Below are 24,398 nucleotides of genomic sequence, written 5' to 3'. Positions count from 1 at the left end.
TATTTAATTTGGAGCAGCTGAAAACTATTTTTCAGCTGACTCCGTACAAGTAAAGCATATTTCGCTTCACTCGTCCATACCATCATTCCTGCGTAGGCAGGAATCTATATAAGGTAAAAATCTTATGGATTTTGATATGATTTTTGACCGCGAACATGTATTATCTCTTATGTCTATAGCCTTTTTGACGGAGCGACTACTTATAGGTAGAAAAAAAAGCTGTAATACCAAACCACCATCTAATTAACAATATAACTGCTCGATATCCTTTTAAGTTATACTAGTAATATTATTGGTTTGATGCTAAATTGGTATGAGGAATATGATTTTCATTTTATAAATGATAAAAAGAACCTTAACTTAGAAACCATATCTTTTTCTCCAATTGTCAATATCCAAAATTATAACCATAAAAATTTTTATATTTTGACAAAAACTCTGCTTTCTCTCAAATCAAAAATTTCTGGGATTACCCCCTAGAACCCCTTATTGGAAAAATTGTCACCTAAAGATATTGTAATCGCATCTGAATTATCACGTTTGGGACGTTCAATCAAAGAAACCTTGAATATTGTTGAAACAATTACACAAGAGAAACAGTCGAGGCTTGTTCTCATCAAGCAAAACCTAAACTTAAATCCCAAAGACAAAAATAATGTTACCAACAAAGTTTTAATCACCGTATTCTCTATGACAGCAGAACTGGAACGTGATTTTATCTCAGAACGGACCAAAGAAGGTCTGCGTGCTAGGGTAGCAAAAGGCATTAAACTTGGTAAACCTAAAGGAACATTACAAAAATCAATGTACGATAACGATCAAGAAAAAATCTTTCATTTGTATAGACTTGGCGTGCCATTACATAAAATTATTTCTACCCATCTTGAATATGGCAAATATTTATCACTTAAAGAATATATTGAAAAACGAGAAGCAAAAATCTCAATTTCTTGAAATCAAAAAAATCTGGGGTTCTACGTCAGAACTCCTAATAGAGGATTTAAAAACTAGAGGTGTAAGTTTTAAATCATTGTGTGACGGAGATATTGATACTACTACTGCATCAGGAGAGTTAGTATTCAATATTTTTTCTTCACTTGCACAATTCGAAAGAAAATTAATACAAGAAAGAACAAAAGCTGGCTTAAATGCAGCAAGAATTAGAGGAAAAAAAGGAGGAAGAAAATAATTGGTTCCGACCCTAAAGTGTTAACTGCAAAAAAAATGCATAAGAATCATAATATGAGCATCAATAATATCTGTAAAATGTTAAGTATTTCGAGAGCTACTTTTTATAGGTATGTATCTATATCTAATGATTAAGTGTTCTTCAAATCAAGAGCCTTAATCCCTTATTCTTATACCGGATACATAGCTTTTTCGGAAAAAAAAGAGGTTATCCGTTACATCCCCTATTAAAATATTGTATGTCAATAATAAAAATATATGGAGGCACAACAAACGCCCTCTAATTAACAAAACCTTTTTTCTCCTGCTTTTTCTATACACTTATCTTTAACTATTTTCCGAAGTCAGGAAAATTCTTACTTGGGCTAATTTAGGGCATATTAAATCGTTGTCAACCTAGCCAATTTCTGCAAATTACCTAATCACCATAATTCTAATTTATTCTGTAATAGTGCAAAATAATTATGCACAAATAACGCAATTTAATTGTACACGTTACACAGATTTCTAGGTATGTGTATTTGGTTACTTTGTATACTGAAGCCCTTGATCTAACATAGATAATGATTTCACTTTTAAGCAATTTTTTAAATATTTCAGGAGAAACTTTATTTTGGGATATCAAAAACACATGTTTCTGGAATAGTGAGTAGTATGACAAAACTCGAAATTTTATCAGATGACTTTCCCTGTCACACTAACCTACCTGGGTACAATTTTTATCAGTTTATATGTACCTTTAGCTTTTATTAATTGTAATTATGTCGTATTAATCATACACATTGAAGTTAGATCATCTTAATGCTGTATGCATTATCCAGATGTACTACTTCCCTCATCTAAATCTAATAAGTGACTACTTGAACTTAATTCACCCAGTAAAGAAATTACTTCTTCAAATCTAGTTGTTAACTCCTGATTTTCTTCATGTATAGTACCAAATGAGTCTAGTATACTTTTTATAGTATCATGATATTCACCATGTTTTACAACAAATTCTTTACTCCCTTTAAGGGCATCAGTAAATACTTTAAATTCTAATTTTTTAAAATTACTATTATCTTTAGTAAAGTCATTAAATACTTCGAGTAAATCTTGAAATTTACGTATTTCACCTTTTCTAAGGAACCCTTCTAATACTCCTTTTTCTGCTTCAAAAAAAGCACTTTTTTCTTCTTTACTAATATCAGGATTTTTATCAATTAAGTGTTTCTGTACCCAACTTGTAATTTTATCTAACGTACCTGTATTTGTTGACTCGAACAAAAAGTGAATAAACCCTTCCTTTGCAGATATATATTCGAATTTTTTTTTCATGATAAATCTCGTTAAAGTTATTATATAAATAGTTACTTATTAATTAAAAAAATCAATATCCTCTCCGTATAATGCTGCTGATTCTACTTCTCCACTGGTAGTAAATAATGAAGTATTTGCCGCACTAAGATCTTGAAAGATTTTTATTTGATTTGATTCTACATCAATATTGTTTAAGAAATCATTTTTGGAATCTTCATCCATGGAGTAATCTAGTGCTATTAATTCAGAGAAAGCGTCTAATATAGCTTTAGGATAATTTACATCACTATTTTTAAATCCAACTATAAATGAAGAAAACAGTAGTACAGATATATAAACATGATCTATGACTTTTTTTATAAGTAGCAATTGATCTAGTTCCTCTGTGCGGAATACAGCTTTCTTATTATAACCTACTGCACTGTTCATTTGATCTTCTCTATATTTATCACCATCTTTAATACAGTAAGTTGTTTGCATGTCTCCTTCTGCTGAAGGAAATACCTTGATTACATGAGTTATATTACGATCTGATAAATTTTTTGGTACAAGTACTTTATCTTCCAAGGACTTGAAATCAAAGGCATAATATAAATGTTTTGCTATATGATAATAAAGGGGGTCTCTCTCTAGAATTTCTCCTTGAGTTACAAGTTCATCTATATCATCTGTAGTGAATTCTTGATTATATTTCTCTAATAACAATGGGGATTCTTTTTTAATCTTGATTATTGGATCATATTTCTTATATTCATTTATCTGAGTCTCAATAATTGATTCATTTACATCACGATTACATAATGTAATAATGGTATTAATTACTTCTAGGGCACTGATAACTTTTTTAATTTTATCACCTTCGTTATTAACAATTCTTATTTTAGGATTCTTTGTATATATATCTTGTAGCTCTACTACCTCATCCTGTGTTAGAACTTGAAAATTTGAGTTTTTAGGATCTTTGGCTCCGGCTACAGTATCATATAAACGAATTTCATAAGGTACAGTATTTCCCTCTTCAGGAAAAGCTGTGTAAATTCTTTGGTTAAATATTGTGAGCGTAAGTCTGCCTATAGCTTCACAAGAAATACAGATAGTATTTTCATCTTTAATTGCTTGTTGTAAGATATCTACAGAATAGTCAATAAACTTTTGGATGTTTTTCGTATAATTAGTCTCAAAGTCCTTTATTTTAACTTGACTAAAGAATTTTTTATCTCGTATAGTTTTGACTACTTTTTCGTCATCTATTAAATATTTATATCCTGCTCTTTTTGTATTTTTTATTTTGATATGATAAACATCTTTATTAGTTTTTAATTGTTGTTGTAGGCTTTGATAATCCGTATCACCTAAACTTAATCCTAGTTGATCTGATACAAATATCTTCAAAGGTTTTGCAAGATCTTGCAAACTGTCTGATTGTGAAACCTTTAAACCTGAAATTTTTGTTTTTACTAAATGATCTACAAAAGTGTATGGAGTCACATGCCGCATTTGTTTTTTTGAACTACCCAAAACAGGGGGACGCCCTAATGTTACTATTTTGGTACCTTCTTGTTCATTGGGTATTACATCTATAAGAATTTTGTCACTAATATCTACCATTGTTATAGAATTTAAAAAGTCATAAATTTTTGATTTTTTAACCTGAGTTATTTTTAAATTATTTAACTCTTGGTGTAAATTATCCATTATCTTCCTTTCATTTCATATACTTGACTAATTTTTATAAGCTTCAATATTATTAAATAACTTATTAACTAAAGTAAGTTATATTATTCCTACCACAAATTCAAGTAATTTTTATCAGTAGATGCGACCAAATATTATGCTGGGTGGATAGTTAAAGCAAAAGTAACACAAATCACCGATATTGTAGAGCCAAATAAGAGGTATTTGTATCTTGTTGCATTTATTGACCATTATTACAAAATTTGGCAAGATACGCTTGTTGATATGTTACTAAGAAATGTGCAACAGCAGTTAAATAATGCCGACAGGAAACTAAACAATGTAGTAAAAGAAAAAATTCCTGATAAAAATAAATTGACCTACTCTGTTTTGTTGGGCTTTGATAATACCAAATCAACGGTTGATTTGGTAAGAAAAATACTACACGATAATGCTCTTACTAATGATCAAAAAATCGAGAAACTATGTCAAGTTGTGCCTTTGGAAAATACTAATACAGACTTAAAACATGCTATATCAGATGCTAAAAAACTAGAGAATCATTGAATGCCAATTACTCATATAAATATCACGGTAATAGCAAAGGTGTTAATGTCTATCGATTTATTGATGAACGGGGAATCCTATTTTACACCGATGTATTTAGCAGTTCTGAAAGAGATGCGGCTTATGTGATTGACGGTTTGCTACACAATGAAATCATTAAGAGTGACCTACCATAGTACCCTACAATTTTTGTAAAGATGGTAGTAGGGTAGAAAAAAGTTCTTGTTTGGGAGGTATTAATAATGTGGATATTAGCTGCGTTATGGCTGTTGTAGATTGATAAAAAGCATTTTTGATATGATCAAAGCCATAGGTAAATAATGAAAACAATTGTCTTTCAATGGTTTTGTGCCGTTTTATTCGGATGGAATTTAAGGCATTTTGTATTAGTCCATTTTTGACTATTAAAGCTGAAGCAATAGCAGCTATCACTAATAATTTTTCAAATCTATCCAATTTTACAATGTGACTTTTTTCAATATCAAAACCACCGCTTTTTAGGTGCAAAAATAGTCGTTCAACACTCCAACGAAATTTATATAAAGCACAAATATCTTGCTCTATTTCAATTGAAGACACCAGAACCATCAGCTCGCTCTTATCATTTCTATATGCGGTAAAATTAACCTTTCTATTCCATAATACACCGCTACAAGCCCTATACTCTAAGGCTTTAACATCACTAAATATTCTTTCAATGGTTAAAGTCCTTAAACCTTTTGTAAGACGAATTTTATGATCCATTTTTAATGGAATAACAAACTTTAGATGGTTATTTATCAGAAAGTCTAACCATTCTTTATTCATAAATTCTCGATCAGCAAGCAAATATTTTATTCTTTCAACGCTAAAATTATTAATAAATTTCTGCAAAAATTCCTTCATAAATTCTGCAGAACACCCACCACCATGCGACAGAGTCTTCCACAATATTGGCACCGATATTTTACCAATTACCATTACTAAAAATAAAATATTAATATCGGATTTACCAAATTTCCAACTTGTTCTATCCATTGCTATGACATAATTTTTTGAAGCAAAAAAGCTTAATAGCAAATAGCCAATCTTTATATAATCAAAATTAAAATCTTTTAAAAAACGATAAATTCTATGAGTTTTTGACGTTGCTTTAGCATCACCTAAAATACCAAGTGCTAAACTTTTTTGATAAATTGAACTGCCCGTCAGCAAACTAATTACCATACCAACCAAACATTTTAATCTTGATTTATTTCCATCTATATATAAAATAAACCCTTGAAGTAGTATATTATGCATTTTGTTCCAAAATACCGGCTTTGTTGCATGAATCAGATTTTGAAAGTGTTGTTTAATTTTTGTCAAAAATCAGGCAAATTTTTTGGTATCCGGCATGCCGAGTTTTGTCATGATATTAAGAATATTAGCAGCTACTTTACTTTCGGTTTTTTGGTTTAAAAAAGTTCTAGATTTTAATTTGTTTCCTATAATTGATTTGTAACGGTAGATAGCGTTTTCTGCTTTGGCTCGCCTGCCGTAGTTGGTATGTTTTTGCCATCGCTTTCGTCCTTGTTCCATAAGACGAATATTGTCTAATCTTAATTTAGAGTCATCGGGCATTTCTGCTCTGAACCCTAAGTTTGGCGGTACTACTGCTTTTATAGGAATTTCATTACCATGTTGATTCTGATGGGCGATTAATGCTTTGTATGTAGAGGGTTGGTCATATGCTCCGTCAGCTAGTACGGTATCTATTGGACTATCAATTTCCTCAAGTAATGTGCCTATCGTAGCACAATCACTAATATTGTGAGTCGTTAATTCAGAGCTTGCAATATATCCGTTTTCATCAACAGCGATATGAAGCTTTCTCCACGATTTCCTTGCTTTCAGTGCGTATTTTTCTTCCTGCCACTCCTGCTCGCCGTAAATCTTTATACCGGTACTATCGACGCAAAGCGTTACGGGATCACGATTTGCCCTACGGTGCCGTGACACTTTAAGTTTTTTTGTTCTTCTTGAAATAGTAGTATAATCAGGCGTTTTGAGCTCGAGATTCAGCAGTTTTATAATTGATTCTACAAAACCTTCGGTTTGCCGTAAATGCTGTTTGTATACTAATCCAAGCCTCACGCATGTCTCAATAGCAAGATCGGAATAGATCGCTTGACCGCCCCGCTTCTTATGTACGGATACGGGATTATTCCATTTTGCTACCGCTTCCCCTGAAAACCAAATTATTAGACTACCACGATTTTTTAATGATTGATCGTACTCACGTGAATTACTGATTTTGTATTTAGCTCGGGCAAATTTATGACGATAAGGATATTGGTGTTTGTTCGGCATATTTACCTTAAAAAAAGAGGATATCTTAACTCCTTAACTTTACTATTTCCACTGCTTTTTTTATTTATTCAAAAACTCGATTTACTCCAAATTCCGATTCATGCAACAAAGCCGATATTACAGACCATTTCACTCTATCTGAAATTAAAATATTACTTGAGGATTATATAGTAAATCAAATTGAATTAGGTGATAAGATGTGGTATAAATAAAGGAAAAAATGTCAACAAGTCCATATAGTCAAGATTTAAGAGAAAAAGTAATAAATTATATAGAAAAAGGTAATAGTCAAGAATCTGCTGCTAGAATATTTGCTATACATAAAAATACAATTAGCCGTTGGAACGTAAGGAGAAGAAAAGAAGGAACAGTGCTGGCAAGAGCTAGACTAGGATTTAAAAGTAAGATTGATAAAAAAGCATTGGAATATTTCGTAACAAATAACCCTAATAGTAAGCTACAAGAAATTGGTAAGAATTTTGGAATTACAGGTTCTCAAGTAGCTAATATATTAAAAAAGTTAGGATTTAGTTATAAAAAAAAACCTTTAGCTATTTGGAAGCAAGTGCAGAGAAACGATCTGATTATTTAGAAAAGATCAGTAAATATGATAAAGATAAAATAGTATATCTTGATGAAAGTGGGATAGATATGACAATTTGCCAAGATAGAGGTTGGGGTAAGATAGGAGAATTATTGATTGGCAAGAAGAGTGGGAAGCATTATCAAAGGACTAATATAATAGCTGGTTTAGTAAATAACAAACCAATAGCCCCTTTTGTTTTTAATAAAACTTGTAATACAGAACTATTTAATAATTGGGTTGAAAAATTTTTGATTAAAGAGTTAACAGCAGGACAGGTTGTAGTGATGGATAACGTTAGTTTTCATAAATCTCAAAAGACAAAAGAGCTAATAGAATCAGTTGGTTGTGAAGTTATTTTTTTACCCCCATATTCTCCAGACTTAAATCCAATAGAAAAATTTTGGGCTAATATGAAGCGATGGATTCGAAACAAAATAGCGGAAATTGGTACATTATCTAAAGCTATTTCTGCATTCTTTGTCACCTAATTCAATTTGATTTACTATAGCGAGACTAAAAATACTTCGGATCCAGTATATTCTGATAATATAATACGAATATTTGCATTCATAGATCTGATAATCCACGATAGTTGGAATAAAGAAACCATTAATTTATTACACTGTAATAATGATCATATAAATAATGTAGAAGATGCATTAACCTCTTTAGGAGAACATGGATTGGATTCAGAGATATAAGTATGATTACCACAAGTAACTAATAGGACAAATGTTGATTACAATTGAAGGTATTTGCCTCAGTTGTATTAGTTGACATTTGATCTTACATTTAATAAAAATAAAGTATTAAAAATACAGATAAAAAAATGGAAGGTCACAATGAACTTAAATCAAAAAATCATAAAGCCAAAATTAGGATTACTTGAATTATCTAAGAGCCTTGGTAGCATATCGTCAGCCTGTAAAGCCATGGGATATAGTAGAGATAGTTATTATAGATTTAAAGAATTGTATGAAACTGGTGGAGAAGAAGCATTGTATGAAATTAGTCGAAGAAAGCCAATAATAGCCAATAGAGTTGATCCAGCAGTAGAAAAAGCAGTAGTAGATATGGCAATAGAATATCCAGCCTATGGTCAGCTAAGAGTATCAAATGAGCTTAAGAAGAGCGGTATACTTGTATCACCTGGAGGAGTGAGATCAATTTGGTTACGCAATGATTTAAACAATATTAGTAAAAGGCTTAAAGCATTAGAAGCAAAAATGGCTCAAGATGGCTTACCGTAACGGAACGTGCGAAAAGCGAAATGTATAGCTATATCCCTTATATTGATAGGCTTTGTAGAGGCATCTATTTTTTGCACATTTATCTTCTTATTAAAGTACTATTTCTCTATAACCCTAATAACTTTCAGTGTTAAATAAATTGATATCTTTATTTTCTTGAGCAAAAGAATAGCTCTAAATTTAATATTTTTTACAGCAAAAAGTAACGTTTTAGTTTTTGTGATTGACACACTATGGATTTTGACTTAGTTTGTCAATTGATTGTTGGATATTAGCGAGGTTTATTTGGTAAAAAGTATCCAATCTAGTAATTAAGGCATTTTTTATTTACCTGGATAAAAAGCAAGGGATTGATGATGCTTTGATACAACCTTATTCTGGTCATGAATCTAGGCAATCTCTAGAGATATATTCTAAGCTATCGATAACTGATGCTCAAAAGACGTACAATAAGGTTATAAACGACTTTCCAATATGAAAGTGAAAAACACAAAATTAAAAAGGATGCTTTTATCTATAAAAAGAGAGGTAAAATTTTAAAAGGTGATTGAGTTTAAATATTGGCTATAAAACTAATGGATATAAGGGTTTGTAGAGAATTGGCAATTTTAATTAAGATACAAAATGGGTAAAAAGTAGCTACCGTCAATAGTGTATTGCGATTAGGGATGCAGGAGTTGCATTTCGCTTTCCGCACGTTCCGTTACGGCGTGCCACTAAGATTTAAGCAGATTGTTGATCTCCTGAATAGATAAACCGGTAATACGAGAGATTTCAGGGATAGAGTAATTATTTGAGAACATATTTTTTGCTACTTCAATATTTCGTTCAGCTTTGCCTCTAGCTTCACCTCTAGCTTCACCTCTAGCTTCACCTCTAGCTTCACCTATTTGGATACCCCTAAACTCACCTTCTTCGATATATTTCTGTGCTATAGTTCTCATAATATTAACTTGTTCTTCTTCTGATAAATATTTGGCTAGTACTTGCTCTAATTCTGATTGCTGCTCTTCTGGCAACTTAGCATCAGTATACCATAAAAACGATTCTAAGTAAATATAACCATTCTCTTTATCTATTAACACTTCTAGCTTAAACCTTCTTAAAAACTCCTCCCACAATTTAAGCATATCTCTTTGATGTATATGCTTCATGACATAGCTCATCATTCCTAAATGCTTCTGCTGAACTATCTCATCATCCGACATACTCTGTAAATCTACTGTATACTTGCGTATACTTGCAGCAAAACTGCATAACTTTATCTAATTTTTTTGTTAGTATGAATTTTTTATACATTTGGGTTTCATACTATGCAAATACCATCGATTACTATTGAGCAAGTAGCTCAGCAATTTAAAGCTTGGCGTCAAACTAAAACTAATAAGTTTGATCCTATACCAAACCATCTAAAGGAATTAGTTCACCAATTACTCCATCATTATTCTTACCAAGAGATAGCTAAACATCTTAATATTAATAAAGCAACAATTAGTTCAACTAAAAAAGCCCATGAACCTACCATCAAAACTTCTTCTGTCTCAACTTCAAATCAATCCCTACAACAAAATATTAATTTTCTCCCATTTCAACTAGTAAATTCTATAGATACCGATCCTGTAGCTGCTCCCAAGCAAAATCACTATACTTGTCACATTATTAAACCAAATGGTACCAAGCTTATTATCCAAACACTAGAGCCAAAAACTATAATTCAGACATTTTTATGCTGCAACTAACCCCGGCGTCAGTTATTTTTGTTGCCACTATTGCCATCGATTTTCGCAAGGGTATCGATGGCTTAATCGCTGTTTGTAGACAAAAACTTTCTTCTGACCCTCTTAATGGTTCCTTGTTTTTATTCTATAATAAAAACAGAACTGCCATTAAAATTTTGTCCTTTGACGGTCAAGGCTTTTGGCTATGCTCTAAACGCCTATCCAAAGGTAAATTTACGGCAAAACTTTTCCCATCTGATAATTCATCTTACCAAATTTGTTATAGAACCTTACACATTCTTATTCATAATGGCGATCCTAGTTCTGCCAAATTCTCTAATGATTGGCTTCCTGTCGTTTAAGCTGCTGTCTCGATTAATTCCGTATTATTCATATATCTTGCATAGGCAAAAGGCGTATAATCCTCAGGATGCTTCTTTGCTTTGCTACTATGCTCTTGTAGCCAATTTAAATATTTAAAGGCATTGATCTCGTTCTCACTACAAGTCTTTACTATACTATACAGACCACTATGTATCTCAGCACTATTGATTGTTTTAAAGAATAATGAATTCTTCCTTTGTAAAATAATGGTACGCAGTGATCTCTCAGCCCAATTATTATCAAGATTGCTAACTGGGATTTTTAAAAATTGGGTCAAACCTTCTTTATTATTTATCCAATATTTCATAGCTTGTCCAAGCCTACTATTAGGCTCAACTTTCTTGTCGTTAAATAATTCGTCTATTTTGTTATATATGTTTTCTATATATTTACTGCTATGTTCCTGATGATACCCAAGTTTCTCTTCAGGACTCATCTCTTTACATTGATGTTCATTGTGGTAAATCCCACGTGTTTGTTTGAGAAAATATCCGCATTCTTCAGGGTAATATAGTTCATTTTCTGTAAATTTTCTCTGACCATGTGACAAACAATTGATCATCACTATTATTGCCAGTAATTCTTTATCTGCTTCTGATAATACCGGGTTATTATTGTTACTTGCGTCAGTCATTAATTGGATAGAATCTGTTCTATTCTTACGATTCTTTAGTACGTTACCTATATTTTCTCCACCATGCCTATTACCGGTAAAATATAAAACTATTACCTCATTATTTGCAGTCTTAGCACATATTGTAGTAGTATAACAGCTGCGTCCTTTCTTATTTTGAGTACGTAATTTTTTATTGGCTATAGTAATTTCTAAAATCCTAGCTCTAGTATCATCAAGGTTCAGTGAACTACATTCGGCAGCCATTTCCAATAATACCCCGTAAATTTCAGCTCCACCACCTTCTTGCCAAACATCTAAATATTGTTGCCAGAGCGAGCTGTATGCTATAGGAACCCCGCTTAAACTCTGTAGCCTAGATAAACGGTAGAAAGGAGTACCATAGGTCTTTTGTAACACTATTGCACTTCTGCTACTATTTGTCCATTTGTTGATATTTTTATTGTTCATAACTGTATAATCGCAAGCATTACAGCGTAACGTTTTCTTTACATATCTGTTGACTGTAATTGGAGCATTACCTGTAAATTGTAGCAATTTTCTAGCTTCACTATTATATAGTTTGCCATTATAGCAGTGAGGACAGCTATCACCACTACAAAAATTCTCAGGAGTTAAATAGCTGGTATTCGCATCCTTATAATCATCAAACCCATATTTACCTTGCCAATTACTACGATCTATCTTTTTGGGCTTATCGCACTCTCCTTCATTACCACCATTCCCGTTATCAGATTCACCTGGCGGTTCTTTTAATGAATCTGAACTATCTTTTTTTTGTGATCTGCCTTAAAACCAATCAGCATTTCCTTAAGCTTATTTATACTGATATTTGATGATGCTAGCTTGTCTATTAGCTCGTTACAAAATTTCACAAGCTCTACTATCGTTTGCTGTTCATCTCCCGTTAATGAACTTTCCTTGACATGCTGTATTAGTTCTTCTCGTTCTTCAGCACTTAAGGTCGCTACTTTTGGTTTTTTCATTTGATTAATTATCATTATTATTAATATTTCAAATATTATAATATGACTGCTACTTTTTCAACTAGTTTTTTTATTAATCTGTTTTTTATTAATCGGTGATATTTGCATAGTAGAAATCCAAATTTATACAATAAATTCATACTAGCAAAGAAATTAGATAGTGTTACGCAGTTTTGCTGCAAGTATACAATCTACTAATTGATAATCTGACACCATTAACTCTTTAGCTTGCATAGGGTCAGTAAACAATTCCCATATGTTTCTTGGTGCACTATATTCCTCTACACCGTTATACATAATCATTGGGTAGATTAGTGGTAGCTTATCATTATTCTTTTTATGTCTTTCGCATAATAGTAACGTATATTTCCAAAGCCTTAGTGCCATCCAATAATCACTTGTTGACTGATGGTCTAATAAAATGTAGATAAAAGCACTCTCCTTATTTTTAGTGCTTACAGCATAAACTATATCACTATATTTTCGTCTCAAGCTCTCTTCAATATAACTTTCTTTCTCTACTTTAATTTTTGATAAATCTAACTGTTCTTTAAAATTACTCGGTAGATAATACTCTAAAAATTCTTGTGCAGCTATTTCATTGCCCATAATTCTTTTAAAAAGCTGGTCATGTTTAGGTTTTTTTGGCATTTTACTAACTTAGATGATTAATTTATACTGAACCAATATTTTCTCGCTCTTCTTTAAGTATCTTATACACAGCAGCACGACTGATACTCATTTTTTTAGCTAAACTAGTGCCAATAATACCTTGTTCATGATATTGCAGCAATTGCTTTCTATTAATCCTGCGTTTAGCTCCAAATTTTATGCCTTTGAGCTTTGCTTCAAGTCGCCCCTCATTGGTACGCTCTAAAATCCTCAGACGTTCTGCTTGTGCTACTGCTGATAGGGGTTGTGACGGAGAATCTATTTTTTTTCCGAAAAAGCTATGTATTCGGTATGAGAATAAGGGATTGAGGCTCTAACTTTTAGGAATTGGTGAATATTGACAACAATTAAAAATAAGATTATCATCTAAGCACAGAGTATTCTGCTGTTTAACAAGTTTATTACTTCTAGCTCTATTAATTTAAGTAGCAAGTTATACAAAATTGAAATCAATAGTTTCTAATATTTTGTTTATGTCGATATTATAACTTTTATTTTGAAAAGTATATTGACCAAGAAAATGAATATGATGATACCAAGCAACGGGGGATATTTTCTTCATCGTTGTTAGAAATTTTTTGTTGTTGGTAAGGTTTTCGTATTTGTCAAGAAGTCCAGACAAAATAGTAGAGTTATAGTAAATAATTGCAGACGCAACTAATCTACCGCATTGATTACTAATTTCGACATCAATATCTGTCTTGCCATATAATTGTTTTTTCCCTCCAACCTTTGCAATAGCAGCACGTAATTGGTGATATGACTCAATCCTATTCTGTGATTTATGTACATCCCTTTGTAATTTAGAATCCATCATGTATTTCAAAGTATAAATACTCCGTATTAATTTATCATGTTCAAAAACAGCTTTACGTAGCTTGTTTTCTGGTGGTAGATGGCATAGTTTTTTGATCAAATTAGCTTGGTTCATCTCTTTTAATGCCAATGTGACCACAAGTTGGTCAATATTGTTCTTTTGTTCGACAATGACCTGACGATCAATTTGAGCAATGGGTTTAATCAAGAAATTTGCATATTCCTTAATATCATTTCCACAATAAAGATTTTTTAGTTGGTCATTCAAACTGGTAAATCTTGGTTTTAATTGTACGTCAAACCAATTAAGAATGGCAAAATTTGCTTTGTTTATACTGTGCATATCCCCAGTAATCACTTCTGGAGTAATTTCTGAACTGTTATTGTACCAAATATCAAATACAAAATAACTCTCATGTTCGTGTGTACCAATGAGTTCACATTGCAAAGGTATATGATTTGCAAGAATAGTATAGGCACTAACCCCTTGCCCTTCTCGTAAATACTTACGGGAATATCTAGCTTTAATATTTGGTGTATCGAGTTCAAATTTTTGCCCATCAACTATGGTGGTCCCGTTTGTCTAGACAAAAATTTAGATAATTTGAGATATAATTCTCAAAAATCAAATTGTTGTTTTTATACAATATTTCTTTCAAAATATACACATTCTGGAGTTTTATAATCTAAAGCTTGATGCATTCTTTGTCTATTATAAAAGTCCATATATTCGTTAATTGCTGTCTTTGCCTCCTTTACAATTGTTAAAATTATTCGATAAACTTTTTCCTGTTTCAGCGAACGCCAAAACCTCTCAATAAACACGTTGTCCAAAGCTCTACCCTTGCCATCCATACTTATCTGAATATTATATTGTTTTAAAATACAGATAAATTGCTCAGAGGTAAATTGCACACCTTGGTCCGTGTTAAAAATCTCTGGTACACCATATTTTTCTATAGCTTCCTCAAGAGCTTCTACACAAAAAGTGCTTTCTAAACTAATTGATACCCGCCAGCTAAGTATATAACGACTGTGCCAATCCATGATGGCTACCAAATAAACAAACCCTTGTTGCAGCCTTACGTAAGTGATATCTGAACACCATACTTGGTTCGAGTATGTTACCTCTAAGCCTTTGAGTAGATAAGGATATACCTTATGTGCCTGATTCTTTTTACTTAAATTCATTTTAGGATAAACAGCTTCAAGCCCCATTATCTGGTAGTAGCACCTTACTCTTTTACGACCTACTACAAAGCCTTTTGTTTGAAGGTATTTAGCCATTCTCCGCATACCATAATATGGATGCATGGTATAGGCTTTGTTGCATGAATCGGAATTTGGAGTAAATCGAGTTTTTGAATAAATAAAAAAAGCAGTGGAAATAGTAAAGTTAAGGAGTTAAGATATCCTCTTTTTTTAAGGTAAATATGCCGAACAAACACCAATATCCTTATCGTCATAAATTTGCCCGAGCTAAATACAAAATCAGTAATTCACGTGAGTACGATCAATCATTAAAAAATCGTGGTAGTCTAATAATTTGGTTTTCAGGGGAAGCGGTAGCAAAATGGAATAATCCCGTATCCGTACATAAGAAGCGGGGCGGTCAAGCGATCTATTCCGATCTTGCTATTGAGACAGGCTTTGTTGCATGAATCAGATTTTGAAAGTGTTGTTTAATTTTTGTCAAAAATCAGGCAAATTTTTTGGTATCCGGCATGCCGAGTTTTGTCATGATATTAAGAATATTAGCAGCTACTTTACTTTCGGTTTTTTGGTTTAAAAAAGTTCTAGATTTTAATTTGTTTCCTATAATTGATTTGTAACGGTAGATAGCGTTTTCTGCTTTGGCTCGCCTGCCGTAGTTGGTATGTTTTTGCCATCGCTTTCGTCCTTGTTCCATAAGACGAATATTGTCTAATCTTAATTTAGAGTCATCGGGCATTTCTGCTCTGAACCCTAAGTTTGGCGGTACTACTGCTTTTATAGGAATTTCATTACCATGTTGATTCTGATGGGCGATTAATGCTTTGTATGTAGAGGGTTGGTCATATGCTCCGTCAGCTAGTACGGTATCTATTGGACTATCAATTTCCTCAAGTAATGTGCCTATCGTAGCACAATCACTAATATTGTGAGTCGTTAATTCAGAGCTTGCAATATATCCGTTTTCATCAACAGCGATATGAAGCTTTCTCCACGATTTCCTTGCTTTCAGTGCGTATTTTTCTTCCTGCCACTCCTGCTCGCCGTAAATCTTTATACCGGTACTATCGACGCAAAGCGTTACAGGATCACGATTTGCCCTACGGTGCCGTGACACTTTAAGTTTTTTTGTTCTTCTTGAAATAGTAGTATAATCAGGCGTTTTGAGCTCGAGATTCAGCAGTTTTATAATTGATTCTACAAAACCTTCGGTTTGCCGTAAATGCTGTTTGTATACTAATCCAAGCCTCACGCATGTCTCAATAGCAAGATCGGAATAGATCGCTTGACCGCCCCGCTTCTTATGTACGGATACGGGATTATTCCATTTTGCTACCGCTTCCCCTGAAAACCAAATTATTAGACTACCACGATTTTTTAATGATTGATCGTACTCACGTGAATTACTGATTTTGTATTTAGCTCGGGCAAATTTATGACGATAAGGATATTGGTGTTTGTTCGGCATATTTACCTTAAAAAAAGAGGATATCTTAACTCCTTAACTTTACTATTTCCACTGCTTTTTTTATTTATTCAAAAACTCGATTTACTCCAAATTCCGATTCATGCAACAAAGCCTGTTTTTGCCATCGCTTTCGTCCTTGTTCCATAAGACGAATATTGTCTAATCTTAATTTAGAGTCATCGGGCATTTCTGCTCTGAACCCTAAGTTTGGCGGTACTACTGCTTTTATAGGAATTTCATTACCATGTTGATTCTGATGGGCGATTAATGCTTTGTATGTAGAGGGTTGGTCATATGCTCCGTCAGCTAGTACGGTATCTATTGGACTATCAATTTCCTCAAGTAATGTGCCTATCGTAGCACAATCACTAATATTGTGAGTCGTTAATTCAGAGCTTGCAATATATCCGTTTTCATCAACAGCGATATGAAGCTTTCTCCACGATTTCCTTGCTTTCAGTGCGTATTTTTCTTCCTGCCACTCCTGCTCGCCGTAAATCTTTATACCGGTACTATCGACGCAAAGCGTTACAGGATCACGATTTGCCCTACGGTGCCGTGACACTTTAAGTTTTTTTGTTCTTCTTGAAATAGTAGTATAATCAGGCGTTTTGAGCTCGAGATTCAGCAGTTTTATAATTGATTCTACAAAACCTTCGGTTTGCCGTAAATGCTGTTTGTATACTAATCCAAGCCTCACGCATGTCTCAATGGCTTTGTTGCATGAATCGGAATTTGGAGTAAATCGAGTTTTTGAATAAATAAAAAAAGCAGTGGAAATAGTAAAGTTAAGGAGTTAAGATATCCTCTTTTTTTAAGGTAAATATGCCGAACAAACACCAATATCCTTATCGTCATAAATTTGCCCGAGCTAAATACAAAATCAGTAATTCACGTGAGTACGATCAATCATTAAAAAATCGTGGTAGTCTAATAATTTGGTTTTCAGGGGAAGCGGTAGCAAAATGGAATAATCCCGTATCCGTACATAAGAAGCGGGGCGGTCAAGCGATCTATTCCGATCTTGCTATTGAGACATGCGTGAGGCTTGGATTAGTATACAAACAGCATTTACGGCAAACCGAAGGTTTTGTAGAATCAATTATAAAACTGCTGAATCTCGAGCTCAAAACGCCTGATTATACTACTATTTCAAGAAGAACAAAAAAACTTAAAGTGTCACGGCACCGTAGGGCAAATCGTGATCCTGTAACGCTTTGCGTCGATAGTACCGGTATAAAGATTTACGGCGAGCAGGAGTGGCAGGAAGAAAAATACGCACTGAAAGCAAGGAAATCGTGGAGAAAGCTTCATATCGCTGTTGATGAAAACGGATATATTGCAAGCTCTGAATTAACGACTCACAATATTAGTGATTGTGCTACGATAGGCACATTACTTGAGGAAATTGATAGTCCAATAGATACCGTACTAGCTGACGGAGCATATGACCAACCCTCTACATACAAAGCATTAATCGCCCATCAGAATCAACATGGTAATGAAATTCCTATAAAAGCAGTAGTACCGCCAAACTTAGGGTTCAGAGCAGAAATGCCCGATGACTCTAAATTAAGATTAGACAATATTCGTCTTATGGAACAAGGACGAAAGCGATGGCAAAAACATACCAACTACGGCAGGCGAGCCAAAGCAGAAAACGCTATCTACCGTTACAAATCAATTATAGGAAACAAATTAAAATCTAGAACTTTTTTAAACCAAAAAACCGAAAGTAAAGTAGCTGCTAATATTCTTAATATCATGACAAAACTCGGCATGCCGGATACCAAAAAATTTGCCTGATTTTTGACAAAAATTAAACAACACTTTCAAAATCTGATTCATGCAACAAAGCCAAACTTAGGGTTCAGAGCAGAAATGCCCGATGACTCTAAATTAAGATTAGACAATATTCGTCTTATGGAACAAGGACGAAAGCGATGGCAAAAACATACCAACTACGGCAGGCGAGCCAAAGCAGAAAACGCTATCTACCGTTACAAATCAATTATAGGAAACAAATTAAAATCTAGAACTTTTTTAAACCAAAAAACCGAAAGTAAAGTAGCTGCTAATATTCTTAATATCATGACAAAACTCGGCATGCCGGATACCAAAAAATTTGCCTGATTTTTGACAAAAATTAAACAACACTTTCAAAATCTGATTCATGCAACAAAGCCGCAAAAACATACCAACTACGGCAGGCGAGCCAAAGCAGAAAACGCTATCTACCGTTACAAATCAATTATAGGAAACAAATTAAAATCTAGAACTTTTTTAAACCAAAAAACCGAAAGTAAAGTAGCTGCTAATATTCTTAATATCATGACAAAACTCGGCATGCCGGATACCAAAAAATTTGCCTGATTTTTGACAAAAATTAAACAACACTTTCAAAATCTGATTCATGCAACAAAGCCCTATTATGCAACCAACAAAGCTTACAAAAGAAAGTAGAGTTTATTATTCCCTTAGCTATCCTAGTTTACGTGATATAGTAAATCAAATTGAATTAGGTGATAAGATGTGGTATAAATAAAGGAAAAAATGTCAACAAGTCCATATAGTCAAGATTTAAGAGAAAAAGTAATAAATTATATAGAAAAAGGTAATAGTCAAGAATCTGCTGCTAGAATATTTGCTATACATAAAAATACAATTAGCCGTTGGAACGTAAGGAGAAGAAAAGAAGGAACAGTGCTGGCAAGAGCTAGACTAGGATTTAAAAGTAAGATTGATAAAAAAGCATTGGAATATTTCGTAACAAATAACCCTAATAGTAAGCTACAAGAAATTGGTAAGAATTTTGGAATTACAGGTTCTCAAGTAGCTAATATATTAAAAAAGTTAGGATTTAGTTATAAAAAAAAACCTTTAGCTATTTGGAAGCAAGTGCAGAGAAACGATCTGATTATTTAGAAAAGATCAGTAAATATGATAAAGATAAAATAGTATATCTTGATGAAAGTGGGATAGATATGACAATTTGCCAAGATAGAGGTTGGGGTAAGATAGGAGAATTATTGATTGGCAAGAAGAGTGGGAAGCATTATCAAAGGACTAATATAATAGCTGGTTTAGTAAATAACAAACCAATAGCCCCTTTTGTTTTTAATAAAACTTGTAATACAGAACTATTTAATAATTGGGTTGAAAAATTTTTGATTAAAGAGTTAACAGCAGGACAGGTTGTAGTGATGGATAACGTTAGTTTTCATAAATCTCAAAAGACAAAAGAGCTAATAGAATCAGTTGGTTGTGAAGTTATTTTTTTACCCCCATATTCTCCAGACTTAAATCCAATAGAAAAATTTTGGGCTAATATGAAGCGGCTTTGTTGCATGAATCAGATTTTGAAAGTGTTGTTTAATTTTTGTCAAAAATCAGGCAAATTTTTTGGTATCCGGCATGCCGAGTTTTGTCATGATATTAAGAATATTAGCAGCTACTTTACTTTCGGTTTTTTGGTTTAAAAAAGTTCTAGATTTTAATTTGTTTCCTATAATTGATTTGTAACGGTAGATAGCGTTTTCTGCTTTGGCTCGCCTGCCGTAGTTGGTATGTTTTTGCCATCGCTTTCGTCCTTGTTCCATAAGACGAATATTGTCTAATCTTAATTTAGAGTCATCGGGCATTTCTGCTCTGAACCCTAAGTTTGGCGGTACTACTGCTTTTATAGGAATTTCATTACCATGTTGATTCTGATGGGCGATTAATGCTTTGTATGTAGAGGGTTGGTCATATGCTCCGTCAGCTAGTACGGTATCTATTGGACTATCAATTTCCTCAAGTAATGTGCCTATCGTAGCACAATCACTAATATTGTGAGTCGTTAATTCAGAGCTTGCAATATATCCGTTTTCATCAACGGCTTTGTTGCATGAATCAGATTTTGAAAGTGTTGTTTAATTTTTGTCAAAAATCAGGCAAATTTTTTGGTATCCGGCATGCCGAGTTTTGTCATGATATTAAGAATATTAGCAGCTACTTTACTTTCGGTTTTTTGGTTTAAAAAAGTTCTAGATTTTAATTTGTTTCCTATAATTGATTTGTAACGGTAGATAGCGTTTTCTGCTTTGGCTCGCCTGCCGTAGTTGGTATGTTTTTGCCATCGCTTTCGTCCTTGTTCCATAAGACGAATATTGTCTAATCTTAATTTAGAGTCATCGGGCATTTCTGCTCTGAACCCTAAGTTTGGCGGTACTACTGCTTTTATAGGAATTTCATTACCATGTTGATTCTGATGGGCGATTAATGCTTTGTATGTAGAGGGTTGGTCATATGCTCCGTCAGCTAGTACGGTATCTATTGGACTATCAATTTCCTCAAGTAATGTGCCTATCGTAGCACAATCACTAATATTGTGAGTCGTTAATTCAGAGCTTGCAATATATCCGTTTTCATCAACAGCGATATGAAGCTTTCTCCACGATTTCCTTGCTTTCAGTGCGTATTTTTCTTCCTGCCACTCCTGCTCGCCGTAAATCTTTATACCGGTACTATCGACGCAAAGCGTTACAGGATCACGATTTGCCCTACGGTGCCGTGACACTTTAAGTTTTTTTGTTCTTCTTGAAATAGTAGTATAATCAGGCGTTTTGAGCTCGAGATTCAGCAGTTTTATAATTGATTCTACAAAACCTTCGGTTTGCCGTAAATGCTGTTTGTATACTAATCCAAGCCTCACGCATGTCTCAATAGCAAGATCGGAATAGATCGCTTGACCGCCCCGCTTCTTATGTACGGATACGGGATTATTCCATTTTGCTACCGCTTCCCCTGAAAACCAAATTATTAGACTACCACGATTTTTTAATGATTGATCGTACTCACGTGAATTACTGATTTTGTATTTAGCTCGGGCAAATTTATGACGATAAGGATATTGGTGTTTGTTCGGCATATTTACCTTAAAAAAAGAGGATATCTTAACTCCTTAACTTTACTATTTCCACTGCTTTTTTTATTTATTCAAAAACTCGATTTACTCCAAATTCCGATTCATGCAACAAAGCCATTACTATAAACCTATTGGAATTAGTGAACAAGATCTCAAGGTCATGGCAATAATTGATGAGGTATATACCGGCTTTGTTGCATGAATCAGATTTTGAAAGTGTTGTTTAATTTTTGTCAAAAATCAGGCAAATTTTTTGGTATCCGGCATGCCGAGTTTTGTCATGATATTAAGAATATTAGCAGCTACTTTACTTTCGGTTTTTTGGTTTAAAAAAGTTCTAGATTTTAATTTGTTTCCTATAATTGATTTGTAACGGTAGATAGCGTTTTCTGCTTTGGCTCGCCTGCCGTAGTTGGTATGTTTTTGCCATCGCTTTCGTCCTTGTTCCATAAGACGAATATTGTCTAATCTTAATTTAGAGTCATCGGGCATTTCTGCTCTGAACCCTAAGTTTGGCGGTACTACTGCTTTTATAGGAATTTCATTACCATGTTGATTCTGATGGGCGATTAATGCTTTGTATGTAGAGGGTTGGTCATATGCTCCGTCAGCTAGTACGGTATCTATTGGACTATCAATTTCCTCAAGTAATGTGCCTATCGTAGCACAATCACTAATATTGTGAGTCGTTAATTCAGAGCTTGCAATATATCCGTTTTCATCAACAGCGATATGAAGCTTTCTCCACGATTTCCTTGCTTTCAGTGCGTATTTTTCTTCCTGCCACTCCTGCTCGCCGTAAATCTTTATACCGGTACTATCGACGCAAAGCGTTACAGGATCACGATTTGCCCTACGGTGCCGTGACACTTTAAGTTTTTTTGTTCTTCTTGAAATAGTAGTATAATCAGGCGTTTTGAGCTCGAGATTCAGCAGTTTTATAATTGATTCTACAAAACCTTCGGTTTGCCGTAAATGCTGTTTGTATACTAATCCAAGCCTCACGCATGTCTCAATAGCAAGATCGGAATAGATCGCTTGACCGCCCCGCTTCTTATGTACGGATACGGGATTATTCCATTTTGCTACCGCTTCCCCTGAAAACCAAATTATTAGACTACCACGATTTTTTAATGATTGATCGTACTCACGTGAATTACTGATTTTGTATTTAGCTCGGGCAAATTTATGACGATAAGGATATTGGTGTTTGTTCGGCATATTTACCTTAAAAAAAGAGGATATCTTAACTCCTTAACTTTACTATTTCCACTGCTTTTTTTATTTATTCAAAAACTCGATTTACTCCAAATTCCGATTCATGCAACAAAGCCTGTTTTTGCCATCGCTTTCGTCCTTGTTCCATAAGACGAATATTGTCTAATCTTAATTTAGAGTCATCGGGCATTTCTGCTCTGAACCCTAAGTTTGGCGGTACTACTGCTTTTATAGGAATTTCATTACCATGTTGATTCTGATGGGCGATTAATGCTTTGTATGTAGAGGGTTGGTCATATGCTCCGTCAGCTAGTACGGTATCTATTGGACTATCAATTTCCTCAAGTAATGTGCCTATCGTAGCACAATCACTAATATTGTGAGTCGTTAATTCAGAGCTTGCAATATATCCGTTTTCATCAACAGCGATATGAAGCTTTCTCCACGATTTCCTTGCTTTCAGTGCGTATTTTTCTTCCTGCCACTCCTGCTCGCCGTAAATCTTTATACCGGTACTATCGACGCAAAGCGTTACAGGATCACGATTTGCCCTACGGTGCCGTGACACTTTAAGTTTTTTTGTTCTTCTTGAAATAGTAGTATAATCAGGCGTTTTGAGCTCGAGATTCAGCAGTTTTATAATTGATTCTACAAAACCTTCGGTTTGCCGTAAATGCTGTTTGTATACTAATCCAAGCCTCACGCATGTCTCAATAGCAAGATCGGAATAGATCGCTTGACCGCCCCGCTTCTTATGTACGGATACGGGATTATTCCATTTTGCTACCGCTTCCCCTGAAAACCAAATTATTAGACTACCACGATTTTTTAATGATTGATCGTACTCACGTGAATTACTGATTTTGTATTTAGCTCGGGCAAATTTATGACGATAAGGATATTGGTGTTTGTTCGGCATATTTACCTTAAAAAAAGAGGATATCTTAACTCCTTAACTTTACTATTTCCACTGCTTTTTTTATTTATTCAAAAACTCGATTTACTCCAAATTCCGATTCATGCAACAAAGCCATTAATTGTGGCAGTCATAACATTTCCGTTAGCTGCTATAGTCCCTATAGTAATATTATTACCTATTACAGTGCTAGCACCAACATTTGTAACTATTATACCCTCTATTTCAGCAGGGGATGCTCCATCAATTGTAAGGATAAGATTATTCGCATTAAAAATTGCCGAGCCACCAGCATTAGCCAAAACGCCAGTAAGAATGACATTCATATTACCAGCATTAGTAGGATCAATGTCAAAATCACCCAAAGCCACGCTGCTTCCCCCTATGCTTGCTACAACAGAGGCGACTGACACGCTGGTCAGCAAATTTTTTAAGAATTTTTGTTTTTTAACCATAATTTAACCTATTCTTATTAAAAAAATAATTTGTTATTTACTCACCTTACGCATAAACCCCACAACTGTTGAAAGTTAGAAGGTAAAGCGGGTTTCAGATAGGTTTTCTGTCATTGCG

General features: G+C 33.7%; 33 protein-coding genes and 2 pseudogenes. 18 read left to right on the top strand and 17 right to left on the bottom strand.

The features are described from left to right. The first annotated feature begins 498 nt into the window (after positions 1 to 498). Genes ACQH6S_RS09190 through ACQH6S_RS09180 form a run of 3 tightly spaced genes read left to right on the top strand, consistent with a single transcriptional unit; the run spans position 499 to position 1,323 of the window. A complete protein-coding gene (locus ACQH6S_RS09190; RefSeq protein WP_239832740.1) occupies positions 499 to 954 on the top strand; it encodes a recombinase family protein in 456 nt (151 codons plus the stop codon). Next, positions 920 to 1,189 (top strand): recombinase family protein, encoded by a 270-nt coding sequence (locus ACQH6S_RS09185; protein WP_338050570.1) that lies wholly within the window; start codon positions 920 to 922, stop codon positions 1,187 to 1,189. The genes ACQH6S_RS09190 and ACQH6S_RS09185 overlap by 35 nt, the downstream gene beginning before the upstream one ends. Before the next feature lie 35 nt (positions 1,190 to 1,224). Next, on the top strand, positions 1,225 to 1,323 hold the full coding sequence (locus ACQH6S_RS09180) for a helix-turn-helix domain-containing protein (RefSeq protein ID WP_410525748.1): 99 nt from the start codon (positions 1,225 to 1,227) through the stop codon (positions 1,321 to 1,323). Positions 1,324 to 2,001: 678 nt separating this feature from the next. Here the strand turns inward: ACQH6S_RS09180 and ACQH6S_RS09175 are convergent. Both ACQH6S_RS09175 and ACQH6S_RS09170 read right to left on the bottom strand, forming a co-directional pair. Then, the gene (locus tag ACQH6S_RS09175; protein ID WP_425364560.1) at positions 2,002 to 2,454 is read right to left on the bottom strand and encodes a hypothetical protein; all 453 of its coding nucleotides are present in this window, start codon (positions 2,452 to 2,454) and stop codon (positions 2,002 to 2,004) included. A 90-nt stretch (positions 2,455 to 2,544) separates the two neighbouring features. Continuing rightward, the gene (locus tag ACQH6S_RS09170) at positions 2,545 to 4,182 is read right to left on the bottom strand and encodes a hypothetical protein (RefSeq protein ID WP_425364559.1); all 1,638 of its coding nucleotides are present in this window, start codon (positions 4,180 to 4,182) and stop codon (positions 2,545 to 2,547) included. A 204-nt stretch (positions 4,183 to 4,386) separates the two neighbouring features. On the opposite strand from ACQH6S_RS09170, the gene ACQH6S_RS09165 reads away from it, so the two are divergent. Both ACQH6S_RS09165 and ACQH6S_RS09160 read left to right on the top strand, forming a co-directional pair. Next, entirely contained in the window at positions 4,387 to 4,728 is a 342-nt protein-coding gene (locus tag ACQH6S_RS09165) for a hypothetical protein (protein WP_425360612.1), read from the top strand. Then, a pseudogene (locus ACQH6S_RS09160) lies at positions 4,719 to 4,898 on the top strand (Tn3 family transposase); the annotation flags it as partial. The gene ACQH6S_RS09165 and the pseudogene ACQH6S_RS09160, both read left to right, overlap by 10 nt. 10 nt (positions 4,899 to 4,908) lie before the next feature. Here ACQH6S_RS09160 and ACQH6S_RS09155 read toward each other — a convergent pair. Together ACQH6S_RS09155 and ACQH6S_RS09150 are read right to left on the bottom strand one after the other, a co-directional pair. Then, positions 4,909 to 6,009: an IS4 family transposase gene (locus ACQH6S_RS09155; protein WP_425364558.1), complete on the bottom strand. Its 1,101-nt coding sequence runs from the start codon at positions 6,007 to 6,009 to the stop codon at positions 4,909 to 4,911. A gap of 69 nt (positions 6,010 to 6,078) precedes the next feature. Next, positions 6,079 to 7,059 (bottom strand): IS5 family transposase, encoded by a 981-nt coding sequence (locus ACQH6S_RS09150; RefSeq protein ID WP_094649552.1) that lies wholly within the window; start codon positions 7,057 to 7,059, stop codon positions 6,079 to 6,081. 220 nt (positions 7,060 to 7,279) lie between these two features. Between ACQH6S_RS09150 and ACQH6S_RS09145 the strand changes: the two genes are divergently transcribed. The 4 genes and pseudogenes from ACQH6S_RS09145 to ACQH6S_RS09130 all read left to right on the top strand — a co-directional run. Continuing rightward, the gene (locus ACQH6S_RS09145; RefSeq protein ID WP_425364376.1) at positions 7,280 to 7,651 is read left to right on the top strand and encodes an IS630 transposase-related protein; all 372 of its coding nucleotides are present in this window, start codon (positions 7,280 to 7,282) and stop codon (positions 7,649 to 7,651) included. Next, complete coding sequence (locus ACQH6S_RS09140) at positions 7,615 to 8,133, top strand: IS630 family transposase (protein ID WP_425364377.1); 519 nt, start codon at positions 7,615 to 7,617, stop codon at positions 8,131 to 8,133. Before ACQH6S_RS09145 ends, ACQH6S_RS09140 begins: the two co-directional genes overlap by 37 nt. 6 nt (positions 8,134 to 8,139) lie before the next feature. Beyond that, positions 8,140 to 8,346, top strand: coding sequence for a hypothetical protein (locus ACQH6S_RS09135; RefSeq protein ID WP_425364557.1), 207 nt, complete (start codon positions 8,140 to 8,142; stop codon positions 8,344 to 8,346). A gap of 141 nt (positions 8,347 to 8,487) precedes the next feature. Next, positions 8,488 to 8,889, top strand: a pseudogene (locus tag ACQH6S_RS09130) (helix-turn-helix domain-containing protein); the annotation flags it as partial. A gap of 722 nt (positions 8,890 to 9,611) precedes the next feature. On the opposite strand, the gene ACQH6S_RS09125 reads toward ACQH6S_RS09130, so the two are convergent. Then, a complete protein-coding gene (locus ACQH6S_RS09125) occupies positions 9,612 to 10,103 on the bottom strand; it encodes an Rpn family recombination-promoting nuclease/putative transposase (RefSeq protein ID WP_425364556.1) in 492 nt (163 codons plus the stop codon). 105 nt (positions 10,104 to 10,208) lie between these two features. Here ACQH6S_RS09125 and ACQH6S_RS09120 point away from each other — a divergent pair, with 105 nt between their 5' ends. Then, positions 10,209 to 10,634 carry a hypothetical protein gene (locus ACQH6S_RS09120; RefSeq protein ID WP_341758053.1) on the top strand — a complete coding sequence of 142 codons (426 nt, stop codon included), beginning with the start codon at positions 10,209 to 10,211 and terminating at the stop codon, positions 10,632 to 10,634. Then, on the top strand, positions 10,622 to 10,975 hold the full coding sequence (gene tnpB / locus ACQH6S_RS09115) for an IS66 family insertion sequence element accessory protein TnpB (protein ID WP_341752109.1): 354 nt from the start codon (positions 10,622 to 10,624) through the stop codon (positions 10,973 to 10,975). Before ACQH6S_RS09120 ends, tnpB begins: the two co-directional genes overlap by 13 nt. On the opposite strand, the gene ACQH6S_RS09110 is transcribed toward tnpB, so the two are convergent. From ACQH6S_RS09110 to ACQH6S_RS09090, 5 genes are all read right to left on the bottom strand, one after another. After that, positions 10,972 to 12,081: an IS66 family transposase gene (locus ACQH6S_RS09110; RefSeq protein WP_425364395.1), complete on the bottom strand. Its 1,110-nt coding sequence runs from the start codon at positions 12,079 to 12,081 to the stop codon at positions 10,972 to 10,974. The genes tnpB and ACQH6S_RS09110 overlap by 4 nt on opposite strands. A gap of 302 nt (positions 12,082 to 12,383) precedes the next feature. Further along, positions 12,384 to 12,632 (bottom strand): hypothetical protein, encoded by a 249-nt coding sequence (locus ACQH6S_RS09105; RefSeq protein ID WP_341758049.1) that lies wholly within the window; start codon positions 12,630 to 12,632, stop codon positions 12,384 to 12,386. 138 nt (positions 12,633 to 12,770) lie between these two features. Then, complete coding sequence (locus tag ACQH6S_RS09100) at positions 12,771 to 13,268, bottom strand: Rpn family recombination-promoting nuclease/putative transposase (protein ID WP_425364555.1); 498 nt, start codon at positions 13,266 to 13,268, stop codon at positions 12,771 to 12,773. Between the two features lie 454 nt (positions 13,269 to 13,722). Further along, on the bottom strand, positions 13,723 to 14,634 hold the full coding sequence (locus ACQH6S_RS09095; RefSeq protein WP_425360859.1) for a Tn3 family transposase: 912 nt from the start codon (positions 14,632 to 14,634) through the stop codon (positions 13,723 to 13,725). 110 nt (positions 14,635 to 14,744) lie between these two features. After that, positions 14,745 to 15,392 carry an IS3 family transposase gene (locus ACQH6S_RS09090; protein WP_425364554.1) on the bottom strand — a complete coding sequence of 216 codons (648 nt, stop codon included), beginning with the start codon at positions 15,390 to 15,392 and terminating at the stop codon, positions 14,745 to 14,747. A gap of 146 nt (positions 15,393 to 15,538) precedes the next feature. Here ACQH6S_RS09090 and ACQH6S_RS09085 point away from each other — a divergent pair, with 146 nt between their 5' ends. After that, positions 15,539 to 15,766 carry a transposase gene (locus ACQH6S_RS09085; protein ID WP_425364553.1) on the top strand — a complete coding sequence of 76 codons (228 nt, stop codon included), beginning with the start codon at positions 15,539 to 15,541 and terminating at the stop codon, positions 15,764 to 15,766. A 38-nt stretch (positions 15,767 to 15,804) separates the two neighbouring features. On the opposite strand, the gene ACQH6S_RS09080 is transcribed toward ACQH6S_RS09085, so the two are convergent. Both ACQH6S_RS09080 and ACQH6S_RS09075 read right to left on the bottom strand, forming a co-directional pair. After that, positions 15,805 to 16,785, bottom strand: coding sequence for an IS5 family transposase (locus tag ACQH6S_RS09080; protein ID WP_094649552.1), 981 nt, complete (start codon positions 16,783 to 16,785; stop codon positions 15,805 to 15,807). A gap of 64 nt (positions 16,786 to 16,849) precedes the next feature. After that, positions 16,850 to 17,485: an IS5 family transposase gene (locus tag ACQH6S_RS09075; protein ID WP_425364552.1), complete on the bottom strand. Its 636-nt coding sequence runs from the start codon at positions 17,483 to 17,485 to the stop codon at positions 16,850 to 16,852. Between the two features lie 125 nt (positions 17,486 to 17,610). Between ACQH6S_RS09075 and ACQH6S_RS09070 the strand changes: the two genes are divergently transcribed. From ACQH6S_RS09070 to ACQH6S_RS09045, 6 genes are read left to right on the top strand one after another with little or no spacing between them, the layout of a single operon-like run. Further along, the gene (locus tag ACQH6S_RS09070; protein WP_094649552.1) at positions 17,611 to 18,591 is read left to right on the top strand and encodes an IS5 family transposase; all 981 of its coding nucleotides are present in this window, start codon (positions 17,611 to 17,613) and stop codon (positions 18,589 to 18,591) included. A gap of 3 nt (positions 18,592 to 18,594) precedes the next feature. Beyond that, positions 18,595 to 18,918 (top strand): hypothetical protein, encoded by a 324-nt coding sequence (locus ACQH6S_RS09065; protein ID WP_425364551.1) that lies wholly within the window; start codon positions 18,595 to 18,597, stop codon positions 18,916 to 18,918. A 3-nt stretch (positions 18,919 to 18,921) separates the two neighbouring features. Continuing rightward, positions 18,922 to 19,158 (top strand): hypothetical protein, encoded by a 237-nt coding sequence (locus ACQH6S_RS09060; RefSeq protein ID WP_425364550.1) that lies wholly within the window; start codon positions 18,922 to 18,924, stop codon positions 19,156 to 19,158. 40 nt (positions 19,159 to 19,198) lie between these two features. Further along, positions 19,199 to 19,330, top strand: a complete 132-nt coding sequence (locus ACQH6S_RS09055; RefSeq protein ID WP_425364549.1) for a hypothetical protein — start codon at positions 19,199 to 19,201, stop codon at positions 19,328 to 19,330. An 8-nt stretch (positions 19,331 to 19,338) separates the two neighbouring features. Then, positions 19,339 to 19,710: an IS630 transposase-related protein gene (locus tag ACQH6S_RS09050; protein WP_425364376.1), complete on the top strand. Its 372-nt coding sequence runs from the start codon at positions 19,339 to 19,341 to the stop codon at positions 19,708 to 19,710. After that, entirely contained in the window at positions 19,674 to 20,264 is a 591-nt protein-coding gene (locus ACQH6S_RS09045) for an IS630 family transposase (protein ID WP_425364548.1), read from the top strand. Before ACQH6S_RS09050 ends, ACQH6S_RS09045 begins: the two co-directional genes overlap by 37 nt. On the opposite strand, the gene ACQH6S_RS09040 is transcribed toward ACQH6S_RS09045, so the two are convergent. From ACQH6S_RS09040 to ACQH6S_RS09020, 5 genes are all read right to left on the bottom strand, one after another. Beyond that, positions 20,175 to 20,612 carry a transposase gene (locus ACQH6S_RS09040; protein WP_425364723.1) on the bottom strand — a complete coding sequence of 146 codons (438 nt, stop codon included), beginning with the start codon at positions 20,610 to 20,612 and terminating at the stop codon, positions 20,175 to 20,177. The genes ACQH6S_RS09045 and ACQH6S_RS09040 overlap by 90 nt on opposite strands. A 101-nt stretch (positions 20,613 to 20,713) precedes the next feature. Beyond that, entirely contained in the window at positions 20,714 to 21,694 is a 981-nt protein-coding gene (locus tag ACQH6S_RS09035) for an IS5 family transposase (RefSeq protein WP_094649552.1), read from the bottom strand. Positions 21,695 to 21,931: 237 nt separating this feature from the next. After that, entirely contained in the window at positions 21,932 to 22,912 is a 981-nt protein-coding gene (locus tag ACQH6S_RS09030; RefSeq protein ID WP_094649552.1) for an IS5 family transposase, read from the bottom strand. A 64-nt stretch (positions 22,913 to 22,976) separates the two neighbouring features. Beyond that, on the bottom strand, positions 22,977 to 23,828 hold the full coding sequence (locus ACQH6S_RS09025; RefSeq protein WP_425364547.1) for an IS5 family transposase: 852 nt from the start codon (positions 23,826 to 23,828) through the stop codon (positions 22,977 to 22,979). A 98-nt stretch (positions 23,829 to 23,926) separates the two neighbouring features. Next, positions 23,927 to 24,280: a hypothetical protein gene (locus ACQH6S_RS09020; protein ID WP_425364546.1), complete on the bottom strand. Its 354-nt coding sequence runs from the start codon at positions 24,278 to 24,280 to the stop codon at positions 23,927 to 23,929. Positions 24,281 to 24,398: the final 118 nt, after the last annotated feature.

Origin of the sequence: Candidatus Tisiphia endosymbiont of Mystacides longicornis, assembly GCF_964031095.1 — a bacterium.
Lineage (GTDB): Bacteria > Pseudomonadota > Alphaproteobacteria > Rickettsiales > Rickettsiaceae > Tisiphia.
Note: the sequence above shows the minus strand (reverse complement) of the source record. Positions and strands in the feature narration are given on the sequence as shown.

Coding starts and splice junctions, on each gene's coding strand:
- ACQH6S_RS09180 (WP_410525748.1), top strand. CDS start 1,225: ATGCATAAGAATCATAATATGAGCATCAATAATATCTGTAAAATGTTA.
- ACQH6S_RS09055 (WP_425364549.1), top strand. CDS start 19,199: ATGCAACAAAGCCCTATTATGCAACCAACAAAGCTTACAAAAGAAAGT.
- ACQH6S_RS09090 (WP_425364554.1), bottom strand. CDS start 15,392: ATGGCTAAATACCTTCAAACAAAAGGCTTTGTAGTAGGTCGTAAAAGA.
- ACQH6S_RS09110 (WP_425364395.1), bottom strand. CDS start 12,081: ATGAACAATAAAAATATCAACAAATGGACAAATAGTAGCAGAAGTGCA.
- ACQH6S_RS09025 (WP_425364547.1), bottom strand. CDS start 23,828: ATGCCGAACAAACACCAATATCCTTATCGTCATAAATTTGCCCGAGCT.
- ACQH6S_RS09035 (WP_094649552.1), bottom strand. CDS start 21,694: ATGCCGAACAAACACCAATATCCTTATCGTCATAAATTTGCCCGAGCT.
- ACQH6S_RS09050 (WP_425364376.1), top strand. CDS start 19,339: ATGTCAACAAGTCCATATAGTCAAGATTTAAGAGAAAAAGTAATAAAT.
- ACQH6S_RS09120 (WP_341758053.1), top strand. CDS start 10,209: ATGCAAATACCATCGATTACTATTGAGCAAGTAGCTCAGCAATTTAAA.
- ACQH6S_RS09145 (WP_425364376.1), top strand. CDS start 7,280: ATGTCAACAAGTCCATATAGTCAAGATTTAAGAGAAAAAGTAATAAAT.
- ACQH6S_RS09070 (WP_094649552.1), top strand. CDS start 17,611: ATGCCGAACAAACACCAATATCCTTATCGTCATAAATTTGCCCGAGCT.
- ACQH6S_RS09105 (WP_341758049.1), bottom strand. CDS start 12,632: ATGATAATTAATCAAATGAAAAAACCAAAAGTAGCGACCTTAAGTGCT.
- ACQH6S_RS09150 (WP_094649552.1), bottom strand. CDS start 7,059: ATGCCGAACAAACACCAATATCCTTATCGTCATAAATTTGCCCGAGCT.
- ACQH6S_RS09080 (WP_094649552.1), bottom strand. CDS start 16,785: ATGCCGAACAAACACCAATATCCTTATCGTCATAAATTTGCCCGAGCT.
- ACQH6S_RS09030 (WP_094649552.1), bottom strand. CDS start 22,912: ATGCCGAACAAACACCAATATCCTTATCGTCATAAATTTGCCCGAGCT.
- ACQH6S_RS09170 (WP_425364559.1), bottom strand. CDS start 4,182: ATGGATAATTTACACCAAGAGTTAAATAATTTAAAAATAACTCAGGTT.
- ACQH6S_RS09155 (WP_425364558.1), bottom strand. CDS start 6,009: ATGCATAATATACTACTTCAAGGGTTTATTTTATATATAGATGGAAAT.
- ACQH6S_RS09125 (WP_425364556.1), bottom strand. CDS start 10,103: ATGTCGGATGATGAGATAGTTCAGCAGAAGCATTTAGGAATGATGAGC.
- tnpB (WP_341752109.1), top strand. CDS start 10,622: ATGCTGCAACTAACCCCGGCGTCAGTTATTTTTGTTGCCACTATTGCC.
- ACQH6S_RS09020 (WP_425364546.1), bottom strand. CDS start 24,280: ATGGTTAAAAAACAAAAATTCTTAAAAAATTTGCTGACCAGCGTGTCA.
- ACQH6S_RS09100 (WP_425364555.1), bottom strand. CDS start 13,268: ATGCCAAAAAAACCTAAACATGACCAGCTTTTTAAAAGAATTATGGGC.
- ACQH6S_RS09085 (WP_425364553.1), top strand. CDS start 15,539: ATGCCGAACAAACACCAATATCCTTATCGTCATAAATTTGCCCGAGCT.